General features: G+C 73.3%; 20 protein-coding genes. 11 read left to right on the top strand and 9 right to left on the bottom strand.

The window, feature by feature from the left end:
- Positions 1-13 precede the first annotated feature (13 nt).
- From ACXJKF_RS16060 to ACXJKF_RS16025, 8 genes are all read left to right on the top strand, one after another.
- Positions 14-847, top strand: a complete 834-nt coding sequence (locus ACXJKF_RS16060) for an ABC transporter ATP-binding protein (protein WP_456788711.1) — start codon at positions 14-16, stop codon at positions 845-847.
- A 32-nt stretch (positions 848-879) separates the two neighbouring features.
- Positions 880-1,923, top strand: a complete 1,044-nt coding sequence (locus tag ACXJKF_RS16055; protein ID WP_456788710.1) for an aliphatic sulfonate ABC transporter substrate-binding protein — start codon at positions 880-882, stop codon at positions 1,921-1,923.
- A gap of 60 nt (positions 1,924-1,983) precedes the next feature.
- Positions 1,984-2,874 (top strand): ABC transporter permease, encoded by an 891-nt coding sequence (locus ACXJKF_RS16050; RefSeq protein ID WP_456788709.1) that lies wholly within the window; start codon positions 1,984-1,986, stop codon positions 2,872-2,874.
- Positions 2,865-4,943 carry an acetate--CoA ligase gene (gene acs, locus ACXJKF_RS16045; protein WP_456788708.1) on the top strand — a complete coding sequence of 693 codons (2,079 nt, stop codon included), beginning with the start codon at positions 2,865-2,867 and terminating at the stop codon, positions 4,941-4,943. Before ACXJKF_RS16050 ends, acs begins: the two co-directional genes overlap by 10 nt.
- Positions 4,940-6,271: an O-acetylhomoserine aminocarboxypropyltransferase/cysteine synthase family protein gene (locus ACXJKF_RS16040; RefSeq protein ID WP_456788707.1), complete on the top strand. Its 1,332-nt coding sequence runs from the start codon at positions 4,940-4,942 to the stop codon at positions 6,269-6,271. Before acs ends, ACXJKF_RS16040 begins: the two co-directional genes overlap by 4 nt.
- A complete protein-coding gene (locus ACXJKF_RS16035) occupies positions 6,268-6,753 on the top strand; it encodes a CoA-binding protein (protein ID WP_456788706.1) in 486 nt (161 codons plus the stop codon). The genes ACXJKF_RS16040 and ACXJKF_RS16035 overlap by 4 nt, the downstream gene beginning before the upstream one ends.
- Before the next feature lie 6 nt (positions 6,754-6,759).
- Positions 6,760-7,092, top strand: coding sequence for an MGMT family protein (locus ACXJKF_RS16030; RefSeq protein WP_456788705.1), 333 nt, complete (start codon positions 6,760-6,762; stop codon positions 7,090-7,092).
- Between the two features lie 104 nt (positions 7,093-7,196).
- Positions 7,197-9,095: an acyltransferase family protein gene (locus ACXJKF_RS16025; protein WP_456788704.1), complete on the top strand. Its 1,899-nt coding sequence runs from the start codon at positions 7,197-7,199 to the stop codon at positions 9,093-9,095.
- A gap of 2 nt (positions 9,096-9,097) precedes the next feature.
- Here ACXJKF_RS16025 and ACXJKF_RS16020 read toward each other — a convergent pair whose 3' ends face one another.
- Complete coding sequence (locus ACXJKF_RS16020; RefSeq protein ID WP_456788703.1) at positions 9,098-10,189, bottom strand: PP2C family protein-serine/threonine phosphatase; 1,092 nt, start codon at positions 10,187-10,189, stop codon at positions 9,098-9,100.
- Positions 10,190-10,284: 95 nt separating this feature from the next.
- On the opposite strand from ACXJKF_RS16020, the gene ACXJKF_RS16015 reads away from it, so the two are divergent.
- A complete protein-coding gene (locus ACXJKF_RS16015; RefSeq protein WP_456788702.1) occupies positions 10,285-11,553 on the top strand; it encodes a GNAT family N-acetyltransferase in 1,269 nt (422 codons plus the stop codon).
- A gap of 3 nt (positions 11,554-11,556) precedes the next feature.
- Here the strand turns inward: ACXJKF_RS16015 and ACXJKF_RS16010 are convergent, their stop codons facing one another.
- The gene (locus tag ACXJKF_RS16010) at positions 11,557-12,006 is read right to left on the bottom strand and encodes a ribose-5-phosphate isomerase (protein WP_456788701.1); all 450 of its coding nucleotides are present in this window, start codon (positions 12,004-12,006) and stop codon (positions 11,557-11,559) included.
- A 124-nt stretch (positions 12,007-12,130) separates the two neighbouring features.
- On the opposite strand from ACXJKF_RS16010, the gene ACXJKF_RS16005 reads away from it, so the two are divergent.
- Complete coding sequence (locus ACXJKF_RS16005) at positions 12,131-14,119, top strand: M13 family metallopeptidase (RefSeq protein WP_456788700.1); 1,989 nt, start codon at positions 12,131-12,133, stop codon at positions 14,117-14,119.
- Positions 14,120-14,150: 31 nt separating this feature from the next.
- On the opposite strand, the gene ACXJKF_RS16000 is transcribed toward ACXJKF_RS16005, so the two are convergent.
- From ACXJKF_RS16000 to ACXJKF_RS15980, 5 genes are all read right to left on the bottom strand, one after another.
- Positions 14,151-14,687, bottom strand: a complete 537-nt coding sequence (locus tag ACXJKF_RS16000) for a hypothetical protein (RefSeq protein ID WP_456788699.1) — start codon at positions 14,685-14,687, stop codon at positions 14,151-14,153.
- 171 nt (positions 14,688-14,858) lie between these two features.
- Entirely contained in the window at positions 14,859-15,479 is a 621-nt protein-coding gene (locus ACXJKF_RS15995) for a mycothiol-dependent nitroreductase Rv2466c family protein (protein WP_456788698.1), read from the bottom strand.
- Positions 15,480-15,546: 67 nt separating this feature from the next.
- Entirely contained in the window at positions 15,547-17,091 is a 1,545-nt protein-coding gene (locus tag ACXJKF_RS15990; RefSeq protein WP_456788697.1) for a phytoene desaturase family protein, read from the bottom strand.
- 9 nt (positions 17,092-17,100) lie between these two features.
- Positions 17,101-18,519, bottom strand: coding sequence for an MATE family efflux transporter (locus ACXJKF_RS15985; RefSeq protein ID WP_456788696.1), 1,419 nt, complete (start codon positions 18,517-18,519; stop codon positions 17,101-17,103).
- A 75-nt stretch (positions 18,520-18,594) separates the two neighbouring features.
- Positions 18,595-19,038, bottom strand: coding sequence for a MarR family winged helix-turn-helix transcriptional regulator (locus ACXJKF_RS15980; RefSeq protein WP_456788695.1), 444 nt, complete (start codon positions 19,036-19,038; stop codon positions 18,595-18,597).
- Positions 19,039-19,165: 127 nt separating this feature from the next.
- Between ACXJKF_RS15980 and pepN the strand changes: the two genes are divergently transcribed.
- A complete protein-coding gene (pepN, locus tag ACXJKF_RS15975; RefSeq protein ID WP_456788694.1) occupies positions 19,166-21,766 on the top strand; it encodes an aminopeptidase N in 2,601 nt (866 codons plus the stop codon).
- A 39-nt stretch (positions 21,767-21,805) separates the two neighbouring features.
- On the opposite strand, the gene ACXJKF_RS15970 is transcribed toward pepN, so the two are convergent.
- A complete protein-coding gene (locus tag ACXJKF_RS15970; RefSeq protein ID WP_456788693.1) occupies positions 21,806-22,342 on the bottom strand; it encodes a toxin in 537 nt (178 codons plus the stop codon).
- The gene (gene malQ, locus ACXJKF_RS15965; RefSeq protein WP_456788692.1) at positions 22,339-24,498 is read right to left on the bottom strand and encodes a 4-alpha-glucanotransferase; all 2,160 of its coding nucleotides are present in this window, start codon (positions 24,496-24,498) and stop codon (positions 22,339-22,341) included. Before malQ ends, ACXJKF_RS15970 begins: the two co-directional genes overlap by 4 nt.
- Between the last annotated feature and the right edge of the window lie 42 nt (positions 24,499-24,540).

Below are 24,540 nucleotides of genomic sequence, written 5' to 3'. Positions count from 1 at the left end.
AGGACTCCCCCGCATGTCCCTGACCAGCACAGACGCACCTACGCACGTCGCCCACCCGGTGATGCTGCGCGGTGTGCGCCGCACGTTCCCGACCCCCACCGGCCCGCGCACAGTGCTCGCCGACGTCGACCTCGAGCTCGCCGCGGGCGAGATCGTCGCGCTCGTCGGCCCCTCCGGCTGCGGGAAGTCGACGCTCCTGCGCCAGGTCAGCGGCCTGGACACCCCCGACGGCGGCGAGATCCTCATCGACGGCTCGCCCGTGCGCGGCACCGACCCGCGCACCGCGGTCGCGTTCCAGGAGCCGCGCCTGCTCCCCTGGCGCACCCTCACCCACAACATCGCGCTGGGCCTGCCGCCGGGCACCTCGCGTGCCGACGGCGCCCGGCGCGTCGCCGAGCTCCTCGCGCTGGTGGACCTGTCCGCCTCGGCCGGGCTACGCCCCCGGCAGGTGTCCGGTGGCATGGCGCAGCGCGCGTCGCTCGCCCGGGCGCTGGCACGCAACCCCGGGGTGCTGCTCCTGGACGAGCCGTTCGGTGCACTGGACGCGCTCACCCGGCTGCGCATGCAGGAGCTCCTGCTCGAGGTGCACGCCGCCGAGCCGACCACCGTGCTCCTGGTCACCCACGACGTCGAGGAGGCCCTCTACCTGGCCGACCGCGTCGTCCTCCTGCGCACCCCCGAACCGGGCGAGAGCAGCGTCGCCCGGGTCATCGACGTGCCCGGCAGCCGCCCCCGCGACCGTGCCGACTCGACGTTCGCCGGGCTGCGCGCCGAGCTGCTCGAAGGGCTCGGCGTCCACACGCACCACGTCGACCCGTCCCACCAGGACACGCACCACTCCATCTAGCCCCCTCGCACCACCCCCACACAGGAGAGACGATGAGCATCCGCACCGCCGTGTCCGCCACCGCACTGGCCCTCGCCACCGCCCTGGCGCTCACCGCCTGCGTCGCCGGTGAGGACACGCCCGCCGCCGCACCCGAGCCCGACGCCACCGCCGCGTCCGACGCGCCCGTCGAGTGGAGCGCCGACACGCTCAACATCGACTTCGCGACGTACAACCCGCTGAGCCTCGTCATCAAGGACCAGGGCTGGCTCGAGGAGGCGCTGGGCGACGACGTCACCGTGAACTGGATCCAGTCCGCCGGGTCCAACAAGGCCAACGAGGCACTGCGCGCCGGCGCGGTCGACGTGGGCTCGACGGCCGGCTCCGCCGCGCTGCTCGCCCGGTCCAACKGGTCGCCGATCAAGACGATCGACATCTACTCGCAGCCCGAGTGGTCGGCGATCGTCGTGCCCCAGGGCTCCGACATCACGGACGTCAGCCAGCTGGCGGGCAAGTCGGTCGCCGCGACCAAGGGCACCGACCCGTACTTCTTCCTGCTGCAGTCGCTCGAGGAGGCCGGTGTCCCGCTGGACCAGGTCGAGGTGCAGAACCTGCAGCACGCGGACGGCAAGGCAGCTCTGGAGAACGGCTCCGTCGTCGCGTGGGCCGGGCTGGACCCGCTGATGGCCGCGAGCGAGGCCACCGCCGGCTCGACGCTGCTGTACCGGAACGTCGACTTCAACACCTACGGGTTCCTCAACGCGACCGAGTCGTTCCTGGGCAAGAGCCCCGACCTCGCGCAGCTCGTCGTCGACACGTACGAGAAGGCCCGCGCGTACGCACAGGAGAACCCCGAGGAGGTCGCCTCGATCCTCGCCGAGGTCGCCGCCATCGACCCTGCCGTCGCCACCAAGGTCATCTCGGAGCGGACCACGCTCGACATCGACCCGGTGCCCGGTGACGCGCAGCGCAAGGTGCTCGCGATCGTCGGCCCGATCTTCGTCGCCAACGGCGACGTGGCCACCCAGGACGCCGTCGACAAGGCGCTCGACGAGCTGTTCGAGCCGTCGTTCGCCGAGAACGCCGACCCGTCCTGATCCGCGCGGCCGCTCCCGGTGCCCACCGGGAGCGGCCGTCCCTCCGCCCCAGGAGCTGAGATGTCCGAGACCACCATCGGCGCCCTCCCCGTGGCCGGCACGCCGACGCCGGTCCTCGACCGGGACGGCCGCCCGCACCGCGCGTTCAACCCGTTCGACAACGGCACCCCCCGCCCGTCGTCGACCCGCCGTGGGCTGGACCGGCGCGGCACGCGTGCAGCCGTCGGCCTCCTGCTCCCGCTCGTGCTCCTCGCGCTGTGGCAGTGGGTGACCAGCACGGGGATCGTCGCGCCGTACCAGCTGCCCAGCCCCGCGTCCGTGTGGGACGCCGCGGTCGACCTGGCGCAGCGGAACCTGCTCGGCCCGTACGTCGCCATCTCCACCCAGCGCGTGCTCATCGGCTTCGCCATCGGCAGCGCGATCGGCCTGCTCCTCGGCGCCGTCGTCGGGCTGTCGCGCCTCGGCGACGCCCTGCTCGCCCCCACGCTCGGCGCCATCCGCGCGGTCCCGTCGCTCGCCTGGGTCCCCCTGCTCATCCTCTGGATGAAGATCGGTGAGGACTCCAAGATCACGCTGATCGCGATCGGTGCCTTCTTCCCGGTCTACACCACCGTCGCCGCTGCTCTGCGGCACGTCGACCGCCACCTCGTCGAGGTCGGCCGCGCGTACGGGCTCCGCGGCGTGCGGCTGTTCTCGAGCGTGCAGCTGCCGGCCGTGCTGCCGTCGGTGGTGTCGGGCCTGCGGCTCGCGCTCGCGCAGTCGTGGCTGTTCCTGGTCGCCGCCGAGCTGATCGCGTCCTCGATGGGCCTGGGCTTCCTGCTCATGGACTCGGGCAACAACGGACGCGTCGACCGGATCATCCTCGCGATCATCCTGCTGGCCCTGCTGGGCAAGCTGACCGACAGCCTCATCGGGCTGGCCGAGAAGTACCTGCTGAAGAGATGGGCATGACCTCCACGATCTCCACCCTGCAGACCGAGGCGCGCACCTACGACCCACCGGCGGTGTTCGACGCCAACGTCGGACCGGAGGCGTTCGAGCGCGCCGACGCGGACCCGACCGCGTTCTGGGAGGACGCGGCACGTCGGCTCGACTGGGTGACGCCCTGGCACACCGCGCTGCAGTGGGCTCCCCCGGTCGACGACGGGCACGGGGACCTCACGGTGCCGGCGGCGCAGTGGTTCGTCGGCGGCCGGCTCAACGTCGCGGTGAACTGCGTGGACCGGCACGTCGACGCTGGTCGCGGCGACAAGGCCGCGCTGCACGTCGAGGGCGAGCCGGGCGACCGGCGCACGCTCACCTACGCGGACCTGCAGCGCGAGGTCTCCCGCGCGGCCCATGCGCTCACGGACCTGGGCATCGGCCCCGGCGACCGCGTCGTCGTGTACCTGCCGGTGCTCGCCGAGACTGTGATCGTCACCCTCGCGATCGCCCGGATCGGCGCCGTGCACTCGCTCGTGTTCGGCGGCTTCTCCGCCGAGGCGGTCCGGTTCCGCGTGCAGGACACGGGGGCCAAGCTGCTGGTCACCAGCGACGGGCAGTACCGCCGCGGGCAGGCCGTCGAGGTCAAGTCCACCGCCGACGAGGCCGTGGCCGGCCTGGACCACGTCGAGCACGTCCTCGTGGTCCGCCGCACCGGGCAGGACGTGCCGTGGACCGACGGTCGCGACGTCTGGTGGCACGACGTCGTCGACACCGCCCCGGACGTGCACGAGGCGCAGGCGTTCGACGCCGAGCACCCGCTGTTCATCATCTACACGTCGGGCACCACAGGACGTCCGAAGGGCCTGGTGCACACGTCGGGCGGCTACCTGACGCACGCCGCCTGGGCGCACTGGGCGCACTTCGACGCCAAGCCCGACGACGTGCACTGGTGCACCGCCGACCTGGCGTGGGTCACCGCGCACACGTACGAGATCTACGGCCCGCTKGCGAACGGGCTGACGCAGGTCATCTACGAGGGCACTCCCGACAGCCCGCACCGCGAGCGCCACCTCGAGATCATCGAGCGCTACGGCGTGACCACCTACTACACCGCGCCGACCCTCATCCGGACGTTCATGACCTGGTTCGGCGACGAGCTGCCGGCCGGTCACGACCTGTCGAGCATCCGGCTGCTGGGGACTGTCGGCGAAGCGATCAACCCCGAGGCGTGGGTGTGGTTCCGCCGCACGTTCGGCGCCGACCGCGCGCCCGTGGTGGACACCTGGTGGCAGTCGGAGACGGGTGCGGCGATGATCGCGCCGCTGCCGGGCAGCACGGTGCTCAAGCCCGGCTCCGCCACCCGCCCGCTGCCGGGCATCTCGGCGAAGGTCGTCGACGACGCCGGTGCGGAGGTCGGTCCGGGCGAGGGCGGCCTGCTCGTCGTCGACCGCCCCTGGCCGGGGATGGCCCGCACCATCTGGGGCGACCCGAGGCGCTACCTCGACGCGTACTGGCGGCGGTTCGCCGGGCACGGCGAGCACGGCGGCTACTTCCTCGCCGGGGACGGGGCGTCCTACGACGCGGACCGGTACATCTGGCTGCTCGGTCGCCTGGACGACGTGGTCAACGTCTCCGGGCACCGGCTCTCGACGATCGAGATCGAGTCCGCGCTCGTGGCCCACGCGGCCGTCGGCGAGGCGGGTGTCGCGGGCGTCGCGCACGAGGTCACCGGGCAGGCCGTGGCCGCGTTTGTCGTGCCGGCGACGCCGCCGGGACCCGTCGAGGACCTCGACGCCTGGCTGGCCGCCACCGTGGACCTCCGCGAGGACCTCCGGGCGCAGGTGGCCCGCGAGATCGGACCCGTCGCCAAGCCGTTGCACGTGCACCTGGTGCCGGACCTGCCCAAGACCCGCTCCGGCAAGATCATGCGCCGCCTGCTCGCCCAGATCGCCGACGGGACTCCCCTCGGCGACGTCACGTCCCTGCAGAACCCCTGGGCGGTCGAGCAGGTCGCCGCCCTCGTCGACGCTGCGCGTAGCGTGCTGCCGAGCACCCGCACCACTGACCGTCCGACCCTGGCCGAGGAGGCCGTATGACCAGCCCCGACCACCGCTTCGGCTTCCGCACACGCGCGCTGCACGCCGGCGGGATCCCCGACGCGACCACGGGTGCGCGCGCGGTGCCGATCTACCAGACGACGTCGTTCGTCTTCCAGGACACCGCCGACGCCGCGAACCTCTTCGCGCTGCAGAAGTACGGCAACATCTACTCGCGCATCGGGAACCCGACCGTCGCGGCGCTGGAGGAGCGGATCGCCTCGCTCGAGGGCGGGATCGGCGCGGTCGCGACGGCGTCGGGCATGTCCGCGGAGTTCATCACCTTCGCCGCGCTCGTCGGCGCCGGGGACCACATCGTCGCCTCCTCTCAGCTGTACGGCGGCACCGTCACGGCGCTCGACGTGACGCTGCGCCGGTTCGGGGTCGACACCACGTTCGTGCCCGGCACCGACCCCGCGGACTACGCGGCGGCCATCCGGCCCGAGACCAAGGTGCTGTACGCCGAGGTCATCGCGAACCCGTCCGGGGAGATCGCCGACCTGGCCGGGCTGGCCGAGGTCGCGCACGCCGCCGGCATCCCGTTCGTCGTCGACGCGACGCTGGCCACGCCGTACCTGGTGCGACCGATCGAGCACGGCGCGGACATCGTCATCCACTCCGTCACGAAGTTCCTCGGCGGGCACGGCACCACGCTCGGCGGCATCGTCGTCGAGTCGGGCCGGTTCGACTGGGGCAGCGGGCGGTTCCCGCAGATGACCGAGCCGGTCGCGTCCTACGGCGGAGTCCGCTGGTGGGAGAACTTCGGCGAGTACGGGTTCCTCACCAAGCTGCGCTCCGAGCAGCTGCGCGACATCGGACCCGCCCTCTCGCCCCAGTCCGCGTTCAACCTGCTGCAGGGCGTCGAGACCCTGCCGCAGCGCCTCGACGCGCACCTGGCGAACGCACGGCTGGTCGCCGAGTGGCTCGAGGCCGACCCGCGGGTGTCCTACGTGAACTGGGCGGGGCTGCCCAGCCACCCGCACCACGAGCGCGCGCAGCACTACCTGCCGCTCGGCCCCGGCGCCGTGTTCGCGTTCGGGCTGCGGGCGACGGACGACCAGGACGGGCGCACCATCGGGCGCGCGTTCATCGAGAACCTGCAGCTGGCCAGCCACCTGGCCAACGTCGGCGACGCCCGCACGCTCGTCATCCACCCCGGGTCCACCACCCACCAGCAGCTGAACGCCGAGCAGCTCGCCGCCGCGGGCGTGCCGGCCGACCTCGTGCGCATCAGCGTGGGTCTCGAGGACCCCGAGGACATCCTGTGGGACCTGGACCAGGCCCTCACCGCGGCCACCGGCCGGGACCGGACGGGGGTCGCCGCATGAGCACGCGCACCTGGCAGGGGCCCAGCGCCCCCGAGCGCCTGGCGCTCCTGCACTCCACGCGGTCGATCGCGATCGTCGGCGCCTCCAACAACCCGGCGCGCGCCAGCTACTTCGTCGCGACGTACCTCCTGTCGAGCTCGCCGTACGACGTGTACTTCGTCAACCCGCGCGCCGACGAGATCCTCGGCCGGCCGGTCTACCCGACGCTCGAGTCGCTCCCCGTGGTGCCGGACCTGGTTGACGTCTTCCGCCGTCACGACGACCTGCCGACCGTGCTCGACGAGACCCTCGCCGTCGGCGCGAAGGCGCTCTGGCTGCAGCTCGGGTCGTGGCACGAGGACGTCGCGCGCCGGGGCGAGGCGGCCGGCCTGACCGTCGTGATGGACCGGTGCATCAAGATCGAGCACGCCCGGTTCCACGGCGGGCTGCACCTGGCCGGCTTCGACACCGGTGTCATCAGCTCGAAGCGCGCGCTGGGCTGACGCCCGGTGGACGACGACTACGCCGAGGCCGTGCTCGACCTCGTGGCCGCCATCCCACCCGGACGCGCGATGACCTACGGCACGATCGCCGAGATCGTCGGCGACCTGCTGGAGGCACGCGACGGCGCGCGACGGGGCGGACCGCGGCAGGTCGGCCAGGTCATGGGCCGGGCCGGCTCGGGGGTGCCGTGGTGGCGCGTCGTCAACGCCGCGGGCAGCCCGCCGCCCCGGCACACCACGCGTGCGCTGGCCCTGCTGGGTGAGGAGGGCACCCCGCTCACCGCCGACGGCACGCGGGTCGCGCTGCGCCGCGCGATCTGGTTCCCCGACGAGGACTGACCGACCCGCGTGTCCCCCGCCGGATCGCCCGGCGACCCGACCTACCCTGGCCGCACGGGAGCGCACGCCGGCTCCCCGAGCACGTGCACCGACCCGGGAGATCCATGACCGTCACCGCCCAGCGCCCCGCGCTCGCGGTGCAGCGGGCGGCCCCACCGGATCCCCCGGCGCGCATGCCCCACCTGGGCGGGCTCGACGGGATCCGCGCGATCGCCGTCGCCGGGGTCGTGGTCTACCACCTGGGCGCGCCGTGGATGCGCGGCGGGTTCCTGGGCGTCGACGTCTTCTTCGTCCTGTCCGGCTTCCTCATCACCACGCTCGTGCTCGACGAGGTGGAGCGCACCGGCGGCTTCTCGTTCCGCCGCTTCTATGCCCGGCGGGCACGCCGACTCCTGCCGGCGCTCGCGCTGCTGCTGGTCGCGATGGCCGGCGTCGCGGTCGCCATGCCCAGCGAGGCGGCGGAGCTGCGCGGGGACATCGCGGCCGCCGCGACGTACGTGTCGAACTGGTGGCAGGTCTTCGCCGACCGCTCGTACTTCGAGATGGTCAGCCGGCCACCGCTGCTGCAGCACCTGTGGTCGCTGGCGATCGAGGAGCAGTTCTACCTGGTGTTCCCGCTGGTCGCGGTGCTGGCGCTGCGGGCCGGGCGGGCGCGGGTCGGGCAGGTCGCCGGGATCCTCGCGCTGCTGTCCACCGTGGCGATGGCGGTCCTGGCCATCCGGACGTCCTCCCCCGTGCCGAACGACCCCAGCCGCGTGTACTTCGGGACCGACACCCACTCGATGGGGCTGCTCGTCGGCGCAGCCATGGCGGCCGCCTGGACACCGTGGCGCACGTGGGACCGTGCCGGGTCGTGGGTCCGCGAGCGCGGCCGGGCGGTCCGTAGGTTCGAGGCGGGCGTCACCGACGTCCTCGGGGTCCTCGCGCTGGTCGGGGTCGTGGCGGCGTTCGTCTGGGTCGACGAGTTCAGCGACACCCTGTACCGCGGGGGCTTCCTGGCGTTCTCGCTGCTGGCGGCGGTACTCGTCGGAGCGGTCGCGGACCCCGCCGGGCTGCTCGGCCGGGCGCTGGGCCGCCAGCCGTGGCGCTGGCTCGGTGAGCGCTCGTACGGCATCTACCTGTGGCACTGGCCCGTGTTCATGCTCAGCCGTCCCGGGGTGGACCTCGACCTGTCCCCGTGGCTGGCCACGATCCTGCGGCTGGGCGTCGTGCTGGGGATCGCCGAGCTGTCCTACCGGTTCGTCGAGCTCCCTGTCCGGCGGGGGGCGGTGGGCCGGGCGGTCGCGCGCGTGCGTCGGCCGCACGAGGACCGGGCCMGCACCGTGCTGCGGGTCGTCGCCGCGGCGGTCGGGCTCGCGGTCGTCGGCGGGGTCGCGACAGCCGCCCTCGCCCAGGTGCCCCGGGTGGGCGCGTGGGAGCCGGAACAGCTGCCCACGGTGACGTCGCAGGAGCCCAGCTCCACGCCGACCCGCACCCCGGAACCGACGACGACCCCGACGTCGGCGCCGGTCGAGACCGCGGTCGCGGCCCCGCCGCCGGAGGTGGTCGGCAGCGTGTCCAGCATCGGGGACTCGGTCATGCTCGGCGCCGCCGCGGACCTGACCGCCCGCGGGGTCACGGTGGACGCCGTGGAGTCGAGGCAGTTCGGCGCGATGCTCGAGCTGGTCCGGGCCGGCGTCGCGGCGGGGACCCTCGGGCACACCGTGATCGTGCACGGCGGGACCAACGGACCGATCGACGAGGCCGCCCTCCGGGAGCTCCTCGAGCTCACGCGCGACCGGCGCGTCTACCTGGTCAACGTCCACGTCCCGCGCACCTGGGCGGACTACAACAACGAGCTGCTCGCCCGCGTCACGCCCGAGTACCCCCACGCGCACCTGCTCGACTGGAACACGCTCGGCACCGCGAACCGGGCGTGGTTCTACAGCGACGACATCCACCTGCAGGCCGGTGGCGGCCGCGAGGGGTACGCCGACTGGCTGGTCCGGTCCGTGCAGCCCTGACGTCAGTCGCGGCGGATCAGCACGACCGCCCGGTCGTCGTCGTCTCCCGCCCTCACCCCGGCGAGCACCGCCGCCGCGGACCCGCGACCGGGCGCCAGGACGCGGTCCGCCACCCCCATGAACCGGTCGATGCCCTGGTCCAGGTCTCCGCCGCGCAGCTCGACCAGGCCGTCCGTGTAGAGCAGGAGGACGTCGCCGTGCTCCAGCCGTCCCGCGCGTGACTCGCACCGGATGTCGGCCACCACGCCGAGCGCGGGACTTCCGACGGTGTCGATCAGCTCGAGCCGGCCGGAGCCGGCGTGGAGCTGCACCGCGGGTGGGTGCCCGGCCGACGAGACCCAGAAGTCTCYCGTCCGCAGGTCCACCGCGACGTGGATCGCCGTCGCGAAGCCCTCGTCCCACGCCTGCGCGAGCAGGTACTGGTTGGCGGCGTGGAGGAACGCGTCGCGCGGCATGGCGCCGAGCAGACCACCGAAGGCACCGGACAGCTGCAGCGAGCGCACGCCGGCGTCGAGCCCCTTGCCCGACACGTCGACGAGGACGATCTCGAGCGCGTCCAGGTCGGACCGGGTCCCCGCGACCATGAAGTCCCCGGAGAAGCCGTCGGCGTGCGCCGAGCGGATCTCGCTGTCCACGCTCCACCCGGGTGGGAGCGGGGGCACCCGGCCGTGCGCCGCGAGCCGGTCCCGCAGGTCGACGAGCATGAGGTCACCGGGCGCACCCTGCAGACCGAGCCGCTCCCGCTCGCGCGCGAACGCGACGGTCGCGCCCACGGAGACGGTGATCACGACGAGGATGCCGGGGATCATCGACGCGGCCCCCCACCACCACAGCCCCCACGCGCACCCGAGGATCGCGACGCCGAGCACCACGATGTTGCGCAGCCGCAGCAGGAACACCGCCACCAGCTCGACGAGCAGGAAGGTCGACGGCGGGACCCACTCGGGCTGCTGGGCGATGCCCACCGTCAGGAGCCCCACGCTGAGCACGAGGGCCGCCGTGAGCGTCACCTGCGAGCGCCCGCTCCACCGGCGCAGCACGAGGGTCGCGCGGGTGAGCAGGCCCTGCGCCGGCACCCATCGGAATCCCCTCACCTGGCGAGCGTATCCGCAGGTCCGGGGCATGCGAATGTCCCCGACGCGCCGGAAATGACGTGCCGATCCGGGTGCCGTGGCGGACGATGGGCGGCATGACCCCGCTTCCCGACGGATACCGCCTCGTCGACGTGCCCGAGAGCCGCAAGGACGAGTACCTCGAGGTCGACCGCCTCGCGTTCGCGTTCGACTCCAACGCCGAGACCGACGCCCTCGTCCCGATCACCTTCGAGTGGGACCGGGCGCAGGCCGTCGAGGACGCGGACGGGGCGCTCGCGGCGGTGCACGCGTCGTACGCGCACGCGATGCCGGTGCCGGGCGGGACGATCGCGTGCTCGGGGCTCACCTGGGTGGGCGCGCGGCCGGACCAGCGCCGCCGCGGCCTGCTGACCGCGATGATCGACTCCCACTTCGCCCGTTCCCTCGCCCGGGACGAGCCGATCTCGGCGCTGTTCGCCGCCGAGCACGCGATCTACGGGCGGTACGGCTACGGGTCGGCCGCCGACGACGTCCGCGTGAAGATCGCCCGGGGCGCCGCGCTTCGTGACGTCCCCGGTGCCGACGAGCTCACGGTGCGGCTGGCGACCGCCGACCCCGCCAAGCACAGCGCGGTCGTCGACGAGGTGCACCGCGCGGCCGGTGCCGGCCGGCCGGGCTGGACCACCCGCGACTCGGACGCGTGGCGCACCCGGATGCTCGTCGACCCGCCGGCGTGGCGCGAGGGCGCGGAACCCCTCCGCATCGTGACGGTCCACGACGCGGCGGGCGAGGTCCGGGGCTACGCCCTGTTCCGGCGCAAGGAGAACTGGGCGGAGGGCGGCCCGGCGGGGACCGTCAAGGTGCGCGAGGCCGTCGCCCTCGACGCGGCGGGGACCCATCGCCTCTGGTCGTTCCTGCTCGACCTCGACCTCACCGCGACCGTCGAGGGGCCCATGCTGCCCGTCGACGACGCGCTCCTGCACCTGCTGGTGGACCCGCGCGCGGTGGTGCCGAAGGTCAACGACAACCTCTGGGTGCGGATCCTCGACCTCCCGGTGGCCCTGGCCGGGCGCCGCTACTCCGCCCCGGTCGACGTCGTCCTCGACGTCACGGACGCCCGGGTGCCCGCGAACGCCGGCCGGTGGCGCCTGATCACGGGCGACCGGCAGGACGACGGGACGTACCCGGCCGTGGTCACGCGGACGCACGACGACGCCGACGTCAGCCTCGACGTCCGCGAGCTCGGTGCGGTCTACCTGGGCGGCCGGTCGCTGGTCGCGCAGGCGCGCGCGGGGCTCGTAACCGAGCAGACCCCGGGGTCGCTGCAGAGCGCGGCCGTCGCGTTCCTCTGGCCGGTGGCGCCGGTCTGCACGTACGTCTGGTAGCGACTACCGGGCCGCCTCGTAGGCCGCCAGGAGGTCGATCCGGCGCTGGTGGCGCGCGTCGTGGCTGAACGGCTCGGCCACGAACGCGTCCACCAGCTCCAGCGCCTCGTCGACGGAGTGCTGACGGGCGCCGATCGCGACGACGTTCGCGTCGTTGTGCTGCCGGCCCAGCTGCGCGGTGGTGAGGTTCCAGGCGAGCGCGGCGCGCACCCCGGTGACCTTGTTGGCGGCGATCTGCTCGCCGTTGCCCGAGCCGCCGATGACGACGCCGAGCGAGCCCGGGTCGGCGACGACGGCCTCGCCCGCCGCGAAGCAGAACGGCGGGTAGTCGTCGAGCGCGTCGTACGTGTCGGCCCCGTGGTCGACGACGTCGTGGCCCGCGGCCCGCAGGTGCTCGACGAGGGCGACCTTGAGCTCGTAGCCGGCGTGGTCGGAGGCGACGTGGATGCGCATGGGCCCATCCTGCCGCACCTCCCCCGGGACGCCGCGCCGTCCGTCCGGCAGGCGGTCGTCAGCCCTCGGCAGAATTGCGCCGACCCGCGCGGGAACGCGGCGCACCCGTCCGTAGGCTGTCCGCATGACGCGCAGTGGCATCGACCTGACCGCACTCGACCCCGACGTCCGCCCCCAGGACGACCTCTTCGCCCACGTGAACGGGCGCTGGCTGGCGGACCACGTGATCCCCGCGGACCGCGCGACGGACGGCGCGTTCCGCGCACTGCACGACCAGGCGGAGGAGCAGGTCCGCGACATCATCGTCGACGCGGGAGCCTCCGCCGCGGCGGGGACGTCCACGGACCCGGTGGAGGCCAAGGTCGGCGCCGTGTACGCGTCGTTCATGGACACCGACGCCGTCGCGGCCGCCGGGACCGCGCCGCTGCGCACCGACCTCGCGCTCGTGCAGTCGGCGACCACGCAGGCCGAGCTCACCGGGGCGCTCGGGGCGTTGCAGCGGACGGGCGCCGGCGGTGCCGTCGGCTTCTACGTCGACAACGACGCCAAGGAGCCCACCCGCTACGTCGTCCACCTGGTGCAGGGCGGCCTCGGCCTCCCCGACGAGGCCTACTACCGCGACGCGCAGTACGCGCCGGTGCTCGCGGCCTACCGCCCGCACGTCGCCCGCATGCTCCGCCTCGGCGGTGCCGCCGCGGACGAGAGCCAGGCCGACGAGCTCGCCGGACGCGTCCTCGCCCTGGAGAGCGAGCTGGCCGCCGGGCACTGGGACGTCGTCAAGGACAGGGACGCCGACCTCACCTACAACGCCCTGACCCTCGCCGAGCTCGCCGAGCGGGCCCCCGGGTTCGACTGGAACTCGTGGGTGCTGGCGCTCGGCGCCCCGGCGACGACGTTCGACCACCTCGTCGTGCGTGAGCCGTCGTTCGCGGAGGCGTTCGCGGCCCTGTGGGAGAGCGAGCCGCTCGAGGACTGGAAGGCGTGGCTGAGCTACCACGTCATCACCGACCGGGCGCCCTACCTGCACGACGAGCTGGTCGAGGCGAACTTCGACTTCTACGGCCGGACGCTCACGGGCGCGCAGGAGCTGCGCGACCGCTGGAAGCGCGGGGTCTCGCTGGTGCAGGGCGTGCTGGGCGAGGCCGTCGGCAAGGTCTACGTCGACCGGCACTTCCCGCCCGCGCACAAGGAGCGCATGGAAGGGCTGGTCGCCAACCTGGTCGCCGCCTACCGCGAGTCCATCGCGCAGCTCGACTGGATGGGTGAGGAGACGCGCGCGAAGGCGCTCGCCAAGCTCGAGGCGTTCACCCCGAAGATCGGCTACCCCGCCCGCTGGCGCGACTACTCGACGCTCGAGGCGTCCGCGGACGACCTGCTGGGCAACGTGCGCCGCGCGTACGCGTTCGAGCAGGACCGGGAGCTGGCCAAGATCGGCAAGCCGATCGACCGCGACGAGTGGTTCATGACCCCCCAGACGGTCAACGCCTACTACAACCCCGGGCTGAACGAGATCGTGTTCCCGGCCGCGATCCTGCAGCCGCCGTTCTTCGACGCCGACGCCGACGACGCCGTCAACTACGGCGGGATCGGCGCCGTGATCGGCCACGAGATCGGTCACGGGTTCGACGACCAGGGCTCCAAGTACGACGGCGACGGGCGCCTCGAGGACTGGTGGACGGCCGACGACCGCGCCGAGTTCGAGGCCCGCACCAGGGCGCTGATCGACCAGTACTCCGCGTTCTCCCCCGTCCAGCTCAACGGGTCGCACCACGTCAACGGCGAGCTCACGATCGGCGAGAACATCGGCGACCTGGGCGGGCTGTCCATCGCGTTCACGGCCTACCGGATCGCCCTCGGCGCCCCGCTCGAGGACGCCCCCGTCGTCGACGGCCTGACCGGTGCGCAGCGCGTGCTGCTCGGCTGGGCGCAGGTGTGGCAGTCGAAGGGTCGCGACGAGGAGGTCATCCGCCGGATCGCCACGGACCCGCACTCGCCGAACGAGTTCCGCTGCAACGGTGTGGTCCGCAACGTCGACGAGTTCTACGCGGCCTACGACGTGCAGCCGGGCGACGCCCTGTACCTCGCCCCCGAGGAGCGCGTCCGCATCTGGTGACGCCCGCGCCTCCTGGTCGCCGTGACCGTCGTCAGGCGGGCAGCTCCGACCAGGAGGCGCGAGCCAGCTGGAACCCCGAGCCCGAGCCGTCCGTGCACTGCACGCCGTCCTCGGCGCTGCGGCAGGTGTAGTCGCCCACGCTCGTCGACAGCCCGTAGGAGAGCACGGGGACGTCGTCGCCCGCGACCGCCGGCGGCGGACCGCTCACGCAGCTGAACGCGACACCGTCCTCGTTCAGCACGAGCACGTGACCCGTGACCTCCGTGCACCCCGCCACCACCGGCGCCGCGTAGGTGTAGCTGGCGATGGTGCAGGTCACGCCGTCGACCGACATCGTGCACGCGATGTTCCCGCTGGGCAGCGCGAACGCGACCGGCTCGGTGGACGTGGACGACGAGCTCGACGTCGGCCTGCTCGTCGCACTCGCCGCCGTGGTCGCCTCGTCGGAGCCCTCGTCGCCGCCGTCGCCGCCGTCGCCGCTCACGTACACGATCGTGAGGATGAGCAGGAGCACCACCAGCACCGCGTCGACGATGACGAAGAGCCGGATGTTGCGCGCCGAGGTCATGCTGCTCCGTTCCTCCCCGTGGGGGTCGCCGACCCGCCCGCTCTCGGACGGAGTCGGCGACCAGGATCACACGGGACGAACCGGACGAGCCACTCGCCTGGTCAGGAGCCCAGCCGGGCCGCCCGTCCGGTCAGGAGCACAGCCGAGCCACTCGCCTGGTCAGGAGYACGGTCAGAACGACGGGCCGGCCGTGCGCGAGCGCTTGAGCTCGTAGAAGCCGGGGACGCTGGTCATCAGGGCGAGGCCGTCGAACAGGCGGCCGGCGGCCTCACCGGTCGGTGCGGGCGTCATGACGGGACCGAAGAACCCGACGCCGTCGATGGCGACGACCGGGGTGCCGACGTCGTCGCCGACGAGCGCGATGCCCTCGCCGTGCGACTCGCGCAGCAGGGCGTCGACCTCGTCGGAGCCGGCGACCGCGGCCAGCTCGGCGGGCAGGCCGACCTCGGCGAGCGACTCGGCGATGATGGCGGCGGTGTCCTTGCGCCCGCCGGGGTGCCGGCGTGTGCCCATCGCGTCGTAGAGCGGCTTGATGACCTGGTCGCCGTGGTCGCGTCCGGCGGCGACGATGACGCGCACCGGTCCCCAGGCCTCGTCCATGAGGTCGCGGTACTTCTGCGGGAGGTCGTCGCGCTTCTCGTTGAGCACGGACAGGCTCATGACGTGCCAGCGGACGTCCACGTCGCGGATCGCGGAGACCTCGTCCATCCAGCGGGACGTCATCCACGCCCACGGACAGGCCGGGTCGAACCAGAAGTCGACGACGGGGCGGGCGGTGGGCGTGCTCGTCACAGAGTCCTCCAGAGATGTCGGTGCCTGGCGCAACCAGTCGGCCGCGCTGCGGTATTCCCGCAGGTCGTCAGTCGTTGCCGAGGACCGCCAGGGCGGCGGCGCGGCCCGGGATGCCGCTGACACCGCCGCCGCGGCGGGCTCCCGCTCCCGCGATCAGGATCCGCGGGTCCGCCGTCTCGACGCCCCACGTGCCGACCTCGTCGTCGCGCTCCGCCCAGGGCCACGCGAGGTCGCGGTGGAAGATGTGGCCGCCGGGCAGGCCGACGTCCGCCTCGAGGTCGACCGGGCTGCGGACCTCCAGGCAGGGGGCGCCGGTCGCGTCCCGGGCCAGGCAGTCCTCGAGCGGTTCCGCGAGGACGCTGTCGATGGAGCGCAGGGTCGCGGCGAGGGCACGCGCGCGGGCGCCGTCGGGGTCCGCCGCGAACAGCCGCGCGGGCATGTGCAGGCCGAACGCGGTGAGCGTGTGGTGCCCGGTGGCGCGCAGGTCGGCGCCGAGGATCGAGTCGTCGGTGAGCGAGTGGCAGTAGGTCTCGACGGGGGGCACGTCCGGGATCGTGCCGGCGGCGGCCTGCCGGTAGGCGGTCTCGAGCTCGGTCGCGGACTCGTGCACGTGGAACGTGCCCGCGAACGCCGTGGCGGGGTCCACCCCCGAGCGCAGGCGCGGCAGGCGCGTGAGCAGCATGTTCAGCTTGAGCTGCGCCCCCTCGGGCGCGGGACCGCCGGCCCGGCCGAGCAGCCGGTCGAGCACGGCCGGTGCGCACGCGGCGAGCACGTGTCGCGCGCCCACCCGGTGCTCCGTCCCGTCGGCGTCGCGCCAGGTCACCTCGGCCGGTGCCGTCGTGCTGCCGGGGTCGATCGCGGTGACGTGCGCGGACGTCAGCAGCTCGGCACCACCCGCGCGTGCGGCGTTCTCGAGCGCACCCGCGACGGCGCCCATCCCCCCGACCGGCACGTCCCAGTCCCCCGTCCCGCCGCCGATCACGTGGTAGAGGAAGCACCGGTTCGGCCGGCCGCCCGGCTCGTGCGCGCGGGCGAAGGTGCCGATGAGCGCGTCGGTGAGCACGACCCCGCGCACCAGGTCGGAATCGAACGTCCGCTCGACCACCTCGCCGACGGGGTGCTCCACCAGGTCGTGCCAGTCGTCCGCGCCGAGCAGCCGCCGGGCGTCGGCGGTCGAGAGCAGCGGCTCGGTGATCGTCGGCCAGAGCCGTGCGGCGAGCGCGCCGGTGCGGGCACCGAACGCACGCCACGCCGCGACGTCGCCACCGGCCCCGACCGAGGTGAACGAGGCCGCGGTCGCGGCGTCGTCGGCGGTGTCCACGAGCAGGCCCCCGTCGCCCGCCGGTGTGTAGGACGAGATCCGTCGGCGGCGCAGCTCCAGCCGCAGCCCCAGCTCGTCGCGCACCTGCCGCGGCATGAGCGAGACCAGGTACGAGTACCGCGACACGTTGGCGTCGACCCCCGGGAACGCCCGCGCCGACTGCGTCGCCCCGCCCACGTGGTCCGCCCGCTCGAGCAGCAGGACGGTCCGTCCCGCACGGGCCAGGTACGCGGCAGCGGTCAGGCCGTTGTGGCCCCCGCCGACGATGACGGCGTCGTAGGTCGCGTGCACAGGTCGACCCTAGAGCGCGTCGACGCCGTCCGGCTGGAGCCCGCGGTCGATCGCGCGCCGGTACGCCAGCCACAGCATGACGCCGACCAGGAGCACGAGCCCCTCGGTCACGGTCAGCGCCCAGATGATGCCGGCCAGGCCGAACCAGAGGTTGCCCAGGACCACGATCGGGACGAACAGCACGCCCTGCGCCATCGACATCACCATGGTCGGCACCGCGCGCCCGGTCGCCTGGAACAGCGACGTGAGGAGCCCTGCGAAGCCGTTCATGACCATCGCGACGAGCTGGGCCGTCAGGATCGTGACGCCGACGGTGAGGACCGACGGATCCGGCACGAACGCGGAGAACACCTGGTCGCGGAAGGCGAAGACGCCCACCGACGCGAGCAGGGTGATGCCGCCGACCGTGAGCGCGGAGACCCGCACCGCGGAGTGCAGACGCGCCCGGTCCCCCTTGCCGTACGCGTAGGCCAGGAGCGGCAGCACGCCGAGCGTCACGCCCATGACGAGGAACTCCGGCACCTGGGCGATGCGGACCGCGACGCCCATGGCCGCCAGCGCGTCGTCGCCGTAGGCGGCCGCGAGGTTGTTCAGCACGAGCGACGTGACGATGAGGAAGCCGCTCTGCAGCAGCTCACCGACGCCCACGCCGAACACGGGCCGCAGCACGGTGGGCGACAGGGTGAACCACCGCGGCGCGAGGCTCAGGTGCTCGCTGTGCCGGTGCAGCCACACGGCGAAGTAGCCGACGACCCCGAGGTTCGACAGGCCCATCGCCAGCGCCGCACCGGCGACGCCCTGGTGCAGCACGAGGATGAACAGGACGTCGAGCACGACGTTCGCGACGGTCGACGCGATCAGCCCGATCATCACCTGGCGCGCGGCGCCCTCGGCCCGCACGAGCTGTTCGAGGCAGAACGCCGCCGCGAGCACGGGGACGAAGACGAGCATGACGCCGACGTAGGCGCTCGTCGCGGGCGCCGCGGCGGCGTCGGCGCCGAGCAGGGACACCAGCGGGTCGAGCAGGAGGAGCCCGAGACCGCCGAGCGCGGCGCCGACGACCACGGCTCCCCAGAACGCGAACGACGAGACGCGCCGGATCTCGCCGGCCTGCCCGGGGTCGCGCTCCGCAGCACCGAGCAGCCGCGAGACGAGCGCACCGCCGCCGACGCCGAAGACGCCGCCGACCGCCATGACCAGGCCGAGCAGCGGAGCGCCGAACGTGATGGCGGCGAGCAGCGCGGTGTCGTGCAGCGAGCCGATGAAGCCGGCGTTGATGAGGTTGTAGAGCGCGCCGACGATCGTCGCGGCGGCCATGGGGACGCAGAGGTGGACGAGGGCGCGGACGATCGGCGCCGTGGACAGGTACCAGCGGTTGGTGCCGACGGCGTCGGCCGTCGTCGAGGGGTCGAGTGTCGTGGTGCTCATGGCTCCGCCTTTCCGGGCAGGTTCGAGCGCGCGCCGACGAGCGCCGGCACGGCGAGGGAGGTGGGGGCGCGGTGGCTACCGCGTGGGTTGCGGCAGGACCGCGGTGATCTTGGTCAGCAGGGCGTGCAGGGTGGCCCGTTCCGCCGGGTCCAGCGGGGCGAGGATCGTCTCGTCCGCGGCGGCCATCGCGGTGTCGAAGCCGGCGATGAGGTCGGCCCCGGCCGGCGTCGCGTGGACGCGCTTGCTGCGCGCGTCGCCGTCCTGCGTGCGGCGCTCGACGAGCCCGTCGCGCTCGAGCCCTTGCAGGAGGCTCGAGACGCTGGCCGCGCTCGTGCGGGTCAGCTGCGCGATGTCGCGCTGGATCGCGCCCGGGTTCTGCACCAGGTAGCCCAGCACGAAGGCCTGCTCGTGGCTGAGGCCGCGCTCGCGGATCCAGTCCTCACCGGCCTTGCGCTGGGCCCAGCCGATCCAGCGGACGAGCTCGAGGCTGCTGGTGAGGGTCGGGTGCTGTGCGTCCATGTTCAGAACTCTAACTGTTAGCTTTCTAACTGTCAATGCTCGAACTGATCTCGCCGCCCAGGCGCCACGGAGGTGCGATGATCGACCCGGCCAAGAGCCGTCCGATCGCGTCCCGAGGAGTACCTGCGTGCCTGGAGAGAACCTCACCCGTGCAGAGGCGCGCGAGCGCGCCGCAGTCGTCGCCACCGAGTCGTACGACGTCACCCTGGACCTCACCACGGGTCCGACGACGTTCGCCTCCCGCACCGTCGTGCGGTTCACCGCGACCCCGGGTGCCACGACGTTCATCGACCTGATAGCGCCGACCGTGCACGAGGTCACGCTCAACGGACGCTCCCTGGACGTCGCGACTGTCGTCACCGACGCGCGCATCCAGCTCGACGACCTCGCGGCCAGCAACGAGCTCGTGGTCGTCGCCGACGCCGCGTACATGAACACGGGCGAGGGTCTGCACCGGTTCGTCGACCCGGTCGACGACGAGGTCTACCTGTACTCGCAGTTCGAGGTGGCCGACTCCCGGCGCGTGTTCGCCGTCTTCGAGCAGCCCGACCTCAAGGCCGCGTTCACGTTCACGGTCACGGCACCGGCGCACTGGACCGTCGTGTCCAACTACCCCCAGGTGGGCATGCCCGTCGTCGTCGAGGGCGGCACCAACCTCAACGGCGGCGTCGACAAGGGCACGGCCACGTGGACCTTCGAGACCACGCCGCGCATCTCGTCGTACATCACGGCCGTCATCGCCGGGCCGTACCACGCCGAGCACCGCGAGCTCACCAGCCAGGACGGCCGCATCATCCCGCTGGGCGTCTACTGCCGCGGCTCGCTGGCCGAGCACCTGGACACCGACAACATCGTCGACCTCACGCGTGCCGGCTTCGACTTCTACGAGCGGGCGTTCGGCGTCCCGTACCCGTTCACCAAGTACGACCAGCTCTTCGTGCCCGAGTTCAACGCCGGAGCGATGGAGAACGCCGGCGCGGTGACGTTCCTCGAGTCCTACGTGTTCCGGTCCAAGGTCCCCGACGCGACGATCGAGCGGCGCGCGGTGACGATCCTGCACGAGCTGGCGCACATGTGGTTCGGCGACCTGGTGACCATGCGCTGGTGGGACGACCTGTGGCTGAACGAGTCGTTCGCCGAGTACATGTCGACGCTCGCCACCGCGCAGGCCACCCGCTGGACCAGCGCCTGGACCACGTTCTCCTCGATGGAGAAGAACTGGGCCTACCGGCAGGACCAGCTGCCCTCGACGCACCCGATCGTCGCGGACATGCGCGACCTGGAGGACGTCGAGGTCAACTTCGACGGCATCACCTACGCCAAGGGCGCGAGCGTGCTCAAGCAGCTGGTGTCGTGGGTGGGCCAGGACGAGTTCTTCGCCGGCGTGCGCGCCTACTTCGCCAAGCACGCGTGGGGCAACACCGAGCTGCGCGACTTCCTCACCGAGCTCGAGGCCACCAGCGGGCGCGACCTGTCCGCGTGGTCCGGCCTCTGGCTGGAGAAGGCGGGCGTGACCCTCCTGCGGCCGTCGGTCGAGGTCGACGACGCCGGGCTCATCACCTCGTTCGCGGTCCTGCAGGAGGTGCCCGAGGAGCACCCCGTGCAGCGCCCGCACCGCCTCGCGATCGGTGGCTACGACGTTGAGGCCGCCACTGGTCGGTTGGTTCGCACCGTCCACGTCGAGCTCGACATCGACGGCCCGCGCACCGAGGTCCCGCAGCTCGTCGGCGTGCAGCGCCCGACGCTCCTGCTGGTCAACGACGACGACCTGGCCTACGCCAAGGTCCGGCTCGACGAGCAGTCGCTCGCCGCGTCGATCGAGCACCTCGGCAAGTTCGACGACTCGCTGCCCCGCACGCTCGTGTGGACCGCGGCCTGGGACGCCACCCGCGACGGGGAGACCCCCGCCCGCGACTTCGTCGACCTGGTCCTGAACAACATCGCGCACGAGACGGACTCGTCCGTCGTGCTCGTCCTGCTGCGCCAGCTGTCCACGGCTCTCGACCTGTACGTCGCGCCCGCGCACCGGTCCGCCACCGAGATCGCCACGGCCGACCGGCTGCTCGAGCTCGCGCGGTCGGCACCCGCCGGCTCCGACACGCAGCTGCAGCTGGTGAAGTCCTTCGCCGGCCGGGCCGCGACCACCGCGCAGTTGGACGCCGTCCGGGACCTGCTGGACGGTCAGGCGACGCTGGAGGGTCTGTCCATCGACACCGACCTGCGGTGGGAGCTCCTCACCTCGCTGGTGACCGGTGGCCGGGCGGGCGACGGTGACATCGCCGCCCAGCTGGCCGCCGACGCCACCGCGACCGGTCAGCGCGCCGCCGCCGCCGCACGCGCCGCCGTGCCGACGCCCGCCGCCAAGGCGACCGCGTGGGCGTCCGTGGTGGACCAGGAGGGCCTGCCGAACGCGATCCAGGCCGCGACGATCGCGGGCTTCGGCCGCGTGCACGACCGCTCGTTGCTGGTCCCCTACGTCGCGCCGTACTTCGCCGGCCTCGAGCAGGTGTGGGCGGACAAGACCAGCGAGATGGCGCAGAACATCGTCGTCGGCCTCTACCCGACCGAGCTGGCCGACGACGCGTCGGTCGACGTGCTGGGCGCCACTGACGCGTGGCTCGACGGCCACCCGGACGCACCGGCCGCACTGCGCCGGCTCGTGCTGGAGTCCCGCGACGGTGTGCGTCGCGCGCTGGCCGCCCAGCAGGCCGACCTGCGCCGCGCCTGAGCCACCGCGCGGCGGCCACCCGGCCGCCGCGCGGCMTGGTCAGACCCCGCTCAGCCAGCGGGTCGCCTCGCGTGGGCTGCGCAGGCGGACGACCGGGATCGGTGACTCGGTGGCGAGCGTCCCGTACCGGTCGCGGTTGCGGGCGTGCGACGTCCACGACCACAGCACCACGTTCTGGTCCGGGTCGGTGTTCAGCACGTTGCGCAGGTCCTCGCGGTTGCCGTGCCACAGCTCCGTGCGCAGCAGCCCTCGGCTCAGCGTTCGTCGGACCACCCGAGACATCACCGTCCGGCGGGGGTAGTCGAGCCAGACGAACGCGTCGGCGTCGTCGAGAAGCCCCTGGGTGCCCGCGGTCCAGTTGCCGTCGGTCACCCACCCACCGTCCGCCGACGAGATGAACGCGCTGATCAGCGCGCGGGCCTCCTCGGGGTCCCGCTTGGTCCAGCCCGCGTCCCAGAACACCTCGTCGAGCTCCAGGTGCGGCACGTCCAGCCGTGCGGCGAGCCGTCCGGCGAATGTCGTCTTGCCGGAGCCGGACGTCCCCACGACGCGGACACGGCGCAGCTGCCCGGTCATGCTCCGCTGTTGAGCACGGCCGCCAGCGACCGCAGGCGCTGGTTGGTGAACAGGTCCTCCACCAGCACGACCCGGCCGGAGCTGTCCGCCAGGGGCACCTTCCAGTTCGGGTATTCCTGGTCGGTCCCGGGCTGGTTCTGGGCGCGCCGCTCCCCGACGGCGTCGGCCAGCGAGACGCCGACCAGCACGGACGGGGTCGCCATGACGTAGCGGTGCAGCGCCTCGACGATCTCGCGCTCGGACGGGTCGTCGCCGACGAGGTCGCGGTCGCGCAGGACGCCGAGCATCTGGTCGCGTTCCGCGAGCGCGGCGGCACGCACCACGGCGACCGGCTCGGTGAGCAGACCGAGCCGCTCCCGGATGGCCACGTGCTCCCCCGCGAGGTACCCCGCGCTGGGCGGCAGGTCGTGCGTGGTCACCGTGGCCAGCACCAGCTGCCGGTAGTGCTCCGGGGAGAGCGGTGCGCCGTGCATGTCGCGCTCGAACCAGAGCACCGAGGTGCCCAGGATCCCCCGCTCCGACAGGTAGTCCCGCACCCACGGCTCGACGACGCCCAGGTCCTCCCCGATCACGACGGCGCCCGCGCGGTGAGCCTCGAGCGCGAGGATGCCGACGAGCGCCTCGTGGTCGTACCGGACGTACGCCCCGTCGGCGGAGTCGGCGCCCTCGGGGATCCACCAGAGCCGGAACAGCCCGATGACGTGGTCGATGCGGATGGCGCCCGCGTGCCGGAGCACGGTGCGCAGCATGTCGCGGTACGGCCTGTACGCGGCCCGCGCCAGGGCGTCCGGGCGCCACGGCGGCTGGGACCAGTTCTGCCCCTGCTGGTTGTACATGTCCGGCGGTGCGCCGACCGTGGCGCCGCGCGCGAGCACGTCCCCGAGCGCCCACACGTCCGCGCCCTCCGGGTGCACCCCGACGGCGAGGTCGTGCATGATGCCCAGCGCCATGCCGCCGTCGAGCGCCGCACGCTGGGCCGCGGCCAGCTGCTCGTCGGCCACCCACTGCAGCCACAGGTGGAAGTCGACCCGCTCCGCCAGCTCGACGCGGAGCCCGGCCACGGTCGCGGACGACGGGTCGAGGGCGTCGGCGGGCCACTGCGGGGCGTCCCCGAACTTCTCCGCGAGCGCGCACCACAGCGCGAACGTCTCCAGCCCGGCGCCCTCCTGCGCGACGAACGCGTCGAACGCGGCCTGCCGGGCGGCCGACCGCGGCGCCGCGAAGACCACTTCGAGCGCGGCACGCTTGGCGGTCCAGGCCGCGTCGCGGTCGATGGGGCCGGCGTCGTCGTCGGTCGCCAGCACCGGCTCGGACGCCCACTCGACGAGCGTGCGGTCCGCGGAGGACAGGTAGCCCGCCTCGCGGACGTCCTCGACCCGGATGTACAGCGGGTTCACGAACCGGCGCGTCGTCGGCAGGTACGGCGACGGCGTCAGCGGGACGGTCGGCTCGGCGGCGTGCAGCGGGTTGATGAGCAGGAAGTCGGCGTCGAGCTCGCGCCCGGCGAGCCAGCCGATCTCGGCCAGGTCCGCCAGGTCCCCGACACCCCAGGACGCCCGCGACCGCACCGAGTAGAGCTGGGCCATGAGCCCCCACGCGCGGCGCTCCCGCAGGGCTTCGGGAAGCTCCAGCTGCGACGGCGTGACCACCAGCGGGCTGTGCGCGCTGGCGCTGGGCCCCTCGGCGACGATCTCGTGCCAGCCGAGGGGCAGGTCCGTGGGCAGCGTGAACGTCGCGCGCCCGACCAGCCGGCCGTCGACGGTCCGGGGCTCGACGGGCACGTCGGCCTGCGCGACCTCGCGCCGACCGCCACCGACCTCGGGGTCCAGCTCGATCCACACGTCGACGGGGTCCTCGTGCGTGACGTGCACCGGCACGTGCGCCTGCCGACCCTCCCGGACGACGAGCACCGGCGGCAGCACGCGGCGCCACGGCATGTCCTCGACGTGGGCGATGGCGAGCTCGACGCGCTCCGGGGAGGACGCGTCCACGCCGAGCGCCCCGAGCACCCCCTGCAGGGTGGCGGCCGACGCGCGGCGGCTCTGGCCGTGGAAGTCCCAGTGGTCGGGGACCACCCCGTAGGCCCCCGCGAGGCGCAGGAGGGCGTCGGACGCGGTACCCGGGTCGTCTGCCACACGCCGATCCTGCCAGAGCATCCTGCGCACACGCAGGACAGACGCTCCCGATCGCGTCACTCG

The organism is Cellulomonas sp. P5_C5, from assembly GCF_054049655.1.
This window is presented reverse-complemented; position numbering and strand designations above follow the sequence as displayed.